The sequence below is a fragment of the Collinsella vaginalis genome (assembly GCF_900176655.1).
Lineage (GTDB): Bacteria > Actinomycetota > Coriobacteriia > Coriobacteriales > Coriobacteriaceae > Collinsella > Collinsella vaginalis.
Window position 1 is genome coordinate 403,354 of sequence record NZ_LT838842.1, and the last position, 7,168, is coordinate 410,521.

At 64.9% G+C, this 7,168-nt stretch carries 6 protein-coding genes; all 6 read right to left on the reverse strand.

Annotation, left to right across the window (positions count from 1 at the left end; genetic code table 11):
• Positions 1-77 precede the first annotated feature (77 nt).
• A complete protein-coding gene (gyrB, locus tag CAP13_RS01690; RefSeq protein WP_085829935.1) occupies positions 78-2,096 on the reverse strand; it encodes a DNA topoisomerase (ATP-hydrolyzing) subunit B in 2,019 nt (672 codons plus the stop codon).
• Positions 2,097-2,211: 115 nt separating this feature from the next.
• Positions 2,212-2,769 (reverse strand): DciA family protein, encoded by a 558-nt coding sequence (locus CAP13_RS01695; protein ID WP_085829936.1) that lies wholly within the window; start codon positions 2,767-2,769, stop codon positions 2,212-2,214.
• Positions 2,756-3,856, reverse strand: coding sequence for a DNA replication/repair protein RecF (gene recF, locus CAP13_RS01700; RefSeq protein WP_085829937.1), 1,101 nt, complete (start codon positions 3,854-3,856; stop codon positions 2,756-2,758). The genes CAP13_RS01695 and recF overlap by 14 nt, the downstream gene beginning before the upstream one ends.
• Before the next feature lie 7 nt (positions 3,857-3,863).
• Positions 3,864-4,967, reverse strand: coding sequence for a DNA polymerase III subunit beta (dnaN, locus tag CAP13_RS01705; protein ID WP_085829938.1), 1,104 nt, complete (start codon positions 4,965-4,967; stop codon positions 3,864-3,866).
• 234 nt (positions 4,968-5,201) lie between these two features.
• Entirely contained in the window at positions 5,202-6,869 is a 1,668-nt protein-coding gene (locus CAP13_RS01710; RefSeq protein ID WP_085829939.1) for a DnaA ATPase domain-containing protein, read from the reverse strand.
• Positions 6,870-6,907: 38 nt separating this feature from the next.
• Positions 6,908-7,168: helix-turn-helix domain-containing protein (locus CAP13_RS01715; protein ID WP_143764865.1), on the reverse strand; the 261-nt coding region annotated here is incomplete at its 5' end.

A 7,168-nucleotide genomic window follows, 5' to 3' on the forward strand; every position in this document is an offset into this window, starting at 1 on the left:
ACCGGCGCCCGCCCGCGCATGAGCCGAGAGCGCGCCGGCGCCCGCCGGGCGGGATCGGGAACCGAGCAGCCTTATGCTTATGCATCCAGGAAGCGGGCGTCGTGCGCGTGCTTCTCGATGTACTCGCGGCGGTAGCTCACCTCGCTGCCCATGAGCTCGCGCACCGCCCGGTCGGCTGCCGCCGCGTCGTCGATGGTGACGCGCTGCAGGATGCGGGTCTTCGGATCCATCGTCGTGGAGGCGAGCTGCTTGGGATCCATCTCGCCCAGGCCCTTGTAGCGCTGGACGCTGTACCCGCGCCGCTTCTTCGCCTTGCCGTCGGCGTCGGCGCCACCCTCGTCGGGATTGAGGCCGAGCTCGCGGATCGTGTCGCGCAGGATCTCATCCTCGGCCTGGCGGCCGTTGGGGTAGACGTAGTGGATCTTGTTGCGCACCTTGACGCCGAAGATCGGCGGGCAGGCAACGTACACGTAGCCGGCATCGATGAGCGGTCGCATGTACTTGTAGAAGAAGGTGAGCAGCAGGATGCGAATATGCGCCCCGTCCACATCGGCATCGGTCATGATGATGATCTTATGGTAGCGGGCCTTCGTGATGTCGAAGTCCCCGCCGTCTCCGAGGCCGGTGGTCACGCCGGTGCCGATCGCGGTGATGAGCGATTGGATCGTATCCGAGGAGAAAGCGCGGTGGTCGCCCACGCGCTCCACGTTCAGGATCTTGCCGCGCAGGGGCAGGATGGCCTGGATATCGCGGCGACGTCCATCCTTGGCCGAGCCGCCGGCAGAGTCACCCTCGACGATGAAGAGCTCGGTCATCTCGGCGTCGCGCACCGAGCAGTCGGCGAGCTTGCCGGGGAGGCTCGCGGTCTCGAGGAGGCTCTTGCGGCGCGTGGCCTCGCGGGCCTTGCGCGCGGCGTTGCGGGCCTTGCTCGCCTGCTGCGCCTTCTTGACGATCTCGCGCGCCTGCTTCGGATGCTCCTCGAGGTAGTCGGTGAGGCCGTCAGTCACGATCTTGAGCACGAGGGTGCGCATGAACGAGCTGCCGAGCTTCGCCTTGGTCTGACCCTCGAACTGCGGGTCGGCGAGTTTCACGGAGATGACCGCCGTGAGGCCCTCGCGCACGTCGTCACCGGTGAGCTTGGAGTCCTTCTCCTTCAGGATGTTCTGGCGGCGGGCGTAGTCGTTGATGACCTTGGTGAGCGCCGTGCGGAAACCCTCGAGGTGCATACCGCCCTCAGGCGTGTGGATGTCGTTCGCGAAGCTCATGACCGTCTCGGAGTACGAGGTGCTCCACTGCATGGCCACCTCGACCTCGCCGGTCCGCTCGTTGGGCGCGTCGGGCTCCGAGGCTCCGGACAGGTAGATCGGCCGCTTGAGGCCGTCGGGCACCGTCTTGCCCTCGTTCAGGAAGCGCACGAAGTCCACGATGCCGCCGGCGTAGCAGAACTCCTCAACCCGCGGGGTGAGCTCGCGCTCGTCGGTGATCGTGATGCGGAGGTTCTTGTTCAGGAAGGCCGTCTCCTGCAGGCGGTTACGCAGGGTATCGTAGTCGTAGACCGTGGTCTCGAAGATCTCCTCGTCGGGCCAGAAGGTCGTGGTGGTCCCCGTCGTCTTGGAGGTGCCCACGATCTTCATCTTCTCGGTGGTGTGCCCGCGCGAGAACTCCATCTCATGGATCTTCCCATCGCGCTTGACCTGCACGACCATGCGCTTGGAGAGGGCGTTCACCACGGAGACGCCCACGCCGTGCAGGCCGCCGGAGACCTTGTACGCGGAGTTGTCGAACTTGCCTCCGGCGTGCAGGATCGTCATGACCACCTCGAGGGTGGGGATCTTCTTCACCGGATGCTTGTCGACGGGGATACCGCGGCCGTTGTCGACGACGGTGATGGAGTTGTCCGCGTGGATGGTGACGGCGATCTTGGTGCAGAAACCGGCCATCGCCTCGTCAACCGAGTTGTCGACGATCTCGTAGACCAGGTGGTGCAAGCCGCTCGCGCTCGTGGAGCCGATGTACATGCCCGGGCGCTTGCGCACCGCGTCGAGGCCTTCGAGGATCTTGATCTCGTTGCCGTCGTACTCGTTCTTCTTAGCCACGCCCTCATCCTCTCTGGCGCCGCGCGCCACATTCGCATAACCGATTCATTTTACCTGATTTCACTTTGCTCTTGGAAGGGCGTCTGAATACCCCTAGAAGGCAACACAATGCGCCTCAGAGCGCCTTTTTACCCTCAGAACCCTTTTTCCACTCAAAGTTAGCTCTCATGGCCTTCAAAACGGCCTCGCGCAGAATCGGATCGCTCACGCGCGAGGCGATCTCCTCGACCTCCCCCTCCTCTTTCTCCGTGAGGGGGACGGGGGTGGGGGCGGGTGCTTTCTTGGCGGCGGGGGCGTCCTTGCGCGCGCAGCGGGGCGGGGTCCGGGAGGTCAGGAAGACGAGCTCGTCGACGGAGGCGCCTTGGGCGGCCATCCTCGCGCGGATGATCTCGCGAAGCATCGTGAGCTCCTGCGTCCAGGAGGACCCCTCCACATAGATGATGAGCTTGTTCTCATCGGCGACGAAATGCAGGCCGGTCACATGGGAGCCCTCACGCGTGCCCTTGACCACGGCGTTGAAGGCCGAGAACACCGCGCCGCGGCGCTCGGCCGCGCGCAGGCGCTCCCGCCGCTCGGGGCTCGACCCGTCATAGATCTGGCCGCGCAGGATGGCCGCCCAGGATCCCAAACCGCGCGCCTCCCCTGTGCGCTCGCCAACGTCACGCCGTGCCACCGATCCTCACCACCTTCGCGGGCCCGAGCACGTCCTCGCCGAAGTAGCCGAGGTTCGTGGTCGTGATCACCGTCTGGATCTCGCCCTCGATGAAACGGACGATGGCGTCGCGGCGCTCGGCGTCGAGCTCGCTCATGACGTCGTCGAGAAGCAGGATGGGATAGCGCTCGAGGATGTCATGGGTGACCTTGACCTCGGCGATCTTCCAGGCGAGCACAAGCGAGCGCTGCTGTCCCTGGCTTCCGAACGACCGGGCTGGGCGGGTGCCGACGGTGAGGAGGATCTCGTCGCGATGCGGGCCCACACCGGTGGTCCCCCGCCGGATGTCCTCCTCGCGGCGGGTGCGCAGGGCATCTTGGAAAAGCAAGGTGAGATCGTCGCGGGATGCGGGCAGGGCGGCCTGGTCGTCAATGAGGCTCGAGACGTAGCTGGCATCCGCGCGCTCGTGCGGAGCGATCGAGGCGTAAACCTCGCGCAGGTGGCCCGCGAGGCGCGCGAGGAGCGTCCTGCGGTGGACGATGAGCGCCGCACCCGTGCGGGTGAGCGCCTCATCCCAGACGTCGAGGACGCCGGGGCCCGGGACCCCGTCGCGCAGCAGGCTGTTCCGCTGCTCGAGGGTGCGCTCGTAGCCAGCCACCAAGTTCGCGTAGGCGGCCGAGAGCTGGCAGCCGAAATCATCGAGGGCGGCGCGGCGCACACCCGCCGAGCGCTTCACCATGTCAAGGTGATCCGGGCAGAAGAGGACGCTCGGGAGGATCCCTCTCACTCCCGCCGCGGTCGCGCGCTTGCCGTTCACCGCGAATCGACGCTTTCCGGCCGCAAGGTCGCAGGCCAGGTCGATCACCCGGCCCTCCCCCTCGAGCGAGAGAGCGATCCGACCGGCCTCGGCACCCTCGCGCACGAGCTCGCGCGGGGTCGGGCGTCGGAAGGATTGTCCGGCGGTGAGCAGCTGAACCGCTTCTATGAGATTCGTCTTGCCCGCGGCGTTCGGTCCCACGAGCACGTTGACCCCGCAGGAGAGGTCGAGCTCGTAGAAGTCATAGCTCCGATAGTCGCGGACGCGCAGCGTGCGCGCGAAGATCGCCATTGCCGCCCTAGATGCGCACCGGCATCACGAGGTAGAGGTAGTTGATGGGCCCCGCAGCCTTGAAGACGCCGGCCTGCTGGTAGCTCTGGAGCTCGAGCACGATCTCGCGCTCATGGTTGAGCACGTTGAGGCAGCCGAAGATGTAGTGGTAGTTGAAGGCGATGACACCGGACTCACCGTCCACCTCGACGTCGATGGACTCGCTCGCCGAATCCTGATCGCTCGAGCTCGCCGAGAGCCCGAGGGTCCCCAGGTCGGCGCCGATGTCGAAGCGCACGGCGGAGTTGTTTTGCGCGATGACGGCCACGCGCTTGAGGGCGGCGGTGAAGGACTCGACGTCGATCTTCACCGTCGTGGTGCACGAGGGGGGCAGCAGGGCCTTGTAGTTGGGGTAGTTCCCCTCGATGCGCCGGGCCACGTACGTAGTGTTGTCCGCGACGAAGACCACCTGCGTGTCCGTGGCGCCGATGAGGATGGAACCCTGCCCGCCGGTGATGTTCAGCGCGTCGTTCAGGGCCTCGGCGGGTGCGTTCAGCTCGAAGCTCCCCTCGAGCGAGGAGGTCTCGACGTGGGTGTCGCAGACGGCGAGGCGGTAGGAGTCGGTGGCGACGAGGCGGACCGTGTTGTTCTCCACCGTCATGTAGACGCCGTTCAGAACCGGCCGGTTCTTGTCGGTCGAGGTGACGCGCCAGACGCGGGCGACCATCTCGGAGAGCACGTCGACGGGGAGCTCGACGGAGTTCACGAGGGTGTAGGTGGGGAACTCGGGGAAATCACCCACGTCGAGGGTGTTCAGGCGGAAGGAGCTCTTCTCGCAGGTGATCTTCACCTGGCGGTCCTCCATCTCAAAGGAAACCGGTGCGTCGGGGAGGGTCTTGGTGATGTTGGAGAGCATCTTGCAGGGCACCACCATCGCGCCCTCCTCATCCACCCGCGCGGCGATGCGGTGGCGGATGGCGATCGTGTAATTGGAGGTTTGGAACTCGATGACCCCGTCCTGGGCACGGATGAGCACGCCGGCGAGGATGGGTAGCGTGGAGGTTCCCGCTACGCCCTTCATGACGGTGGCGAGGGCGCTCGTGAGGGATGCTTGGCTGACGGTGAACTGCATCGCTATCTATTCCTCTCTTAGATATAAATACCTAATAACAATAATAAGGGCGTGGGTGATGTGCAAAACCTACGTTTCCGAAGTTGACGGCCGGATTTTTTCTCCCGGCCGCATGTGGAAAACAAAGGCGGTTATCAACAGGAGGCGCACGCCCCGGATGTTTTCCCCGCTCCCGCCGTCTTCCTCAACCCGTTTTCCGGACGATTTCCCCCTGTTCTCAACATCGCCGGGCCGCTAGGACCTCAGCGTGATCTTGTTCTTGAGTTGCTGCAGGTCATCGCAGACCCGCCGGTCCTCTTTGATCTTCTTCTCGACGACCTTCAGGCTGTGGATGATCGTCGAGTGGTCGCGTCCACCGAACTGCTCCCCCACGGCCGTCGCCGAGAGGTCGCAGAGGCTATTGGCGAGGTAGACCGCCACATGGCGGGCGAAGGCGATTTCACGCGAGCGCTTGGGCCCGATCAGCTCCTCATGGCTCACATGGTAGAACTCCTCGACCACATCCTGGATCGTGTCGATGTGGATGACCTTGTGGGCCGTGTCGAAGTACTCATGGGCCACACGCTCGATATCGGCGGCGGTGAGCTCCTCCCCTGCCTGCTCGCGCTCGTAGGAGAGGCTCGCGCACCGCTCGCAGAAGCTCTCGAGCTCGCGGATGTTGTTCCCGGAGATCTCGGCCATATGGCGGAGCTGCTCGTCGGTGAGGTGCCCCTCGTGGGCCTGGAAGGCTCCGAGGAGGGTGGCGTCGATCTCCATCTCCGACACGTCGTCGGCCGCGCAGATGATCGTCTCGTAATAGCGCTTCAGGATGGTGTACTTCATCTCGAAGCCCGGTTCCGATACAAGACAGAGCATGCCGGCGTTGAATCGGCTGGTCAGCCGCTCATCCATGCCGAGCTTCTTCGGTGCGCGGTCGGAGGCGATGACCACCTTCTTGTTCTCGCGGATGAACTCGTCCATGAGGTTGAAGAAGTACTCGATCGAAGCCTGCTTGCCGATGATGTTCTGGATATCGTCGATGATCAGGATGTTGGCGTCGTGGTAATCGCGCAGGATCGTGCGGCGCTCGGTCTTCTGCCGTCCGATCTCGTTGATGAAGTCGTCGATGTAGGCCTGGGAGTTCGCGTACTTCACACGGATATGGGGTTTCTTCTCGGCGAGGAAGTTCTTGATGGCGAGGAGGAGGTGGGTCTTGCCGAGCCCCGATCCGCCGTAGATGAAGAGGGAGTTGACCTGACCGGGTTCGTCAGCCCAGGCGGCGAAGCGCTGCGCCGATTGGTAGGCGTGCTTGTTCTCGTCGCCGTAGACGAACGTGGCGAAGGTGAACTTCGATGCGATGGGGGTCTGGGGGAAGACCTCCTCCTCGGGTGCCTTCTCGATGACGGCTGCGGGGGCCGGCGTGGCCGGGGCCCCGTTCATGCGGGTCACGAGTTGATGGTAGTCGTCGCGCGAAAGCGTGTTCCTGACCTTGATGCCCCGTTCGACGCCGCCCGCCACATCAGAGACGAACGGGGCAGCCGGGGTGGGAGTGGTCGTGATGGGCGTCACCGGCTCCGGCACCCGATCGGGTTGGTTCGCCGCGGCTCCCGCGGGGGCGCCGATCAGCTCGGGCTGGGGTGCGGGTGCGCCGGCGGGGGGCTCCAGCGTTGGGGTCTGGGCGGGAGCGAGGACACGGAGCGCCATGGGGGTGAACGCGATCTGCTCGATATATCCCTCGATCAGACCCCTATTCCGCTCCAGGTACGCGATCGCGAACCTGCTGGGGGCTTCTATGGTCAGGGCCTCGTCTGTCAGGTCTCGACCGACGGACTGCAGGAGCATCTGCACGAGACGGTCATCGCCGCCGTCGCGCTGAAGGTACGCGGCGACGTCGGCGAGGAGGATCTTGGCTTCGCTTTCCATGGCAACCTTTCACTTGCATGCTCGTGGTGACTGTGTTCTTACTGGCCCGCCTGCTGTTGGAGCCACAGGCGCCCCATGTCGGTGAGGATGCGCTTTTGCCCCACCTTGGTGACCAGGCCCGCGGTGGTCAGGGCTTCAAGCTCACGCGACCAGGTGGCGTTGGAGGATCCAAAGGCCGCCGCGAGCTCAGTGGGCCCGCATGTTCCGTGTTCGGCGAGATATGCGATCGCCTGCCTGCCGCGGTCGGTGACGTACGGCCCGCCCGGCCCCGGCATGGCGGCGGTGTTGACGCCGTTGCC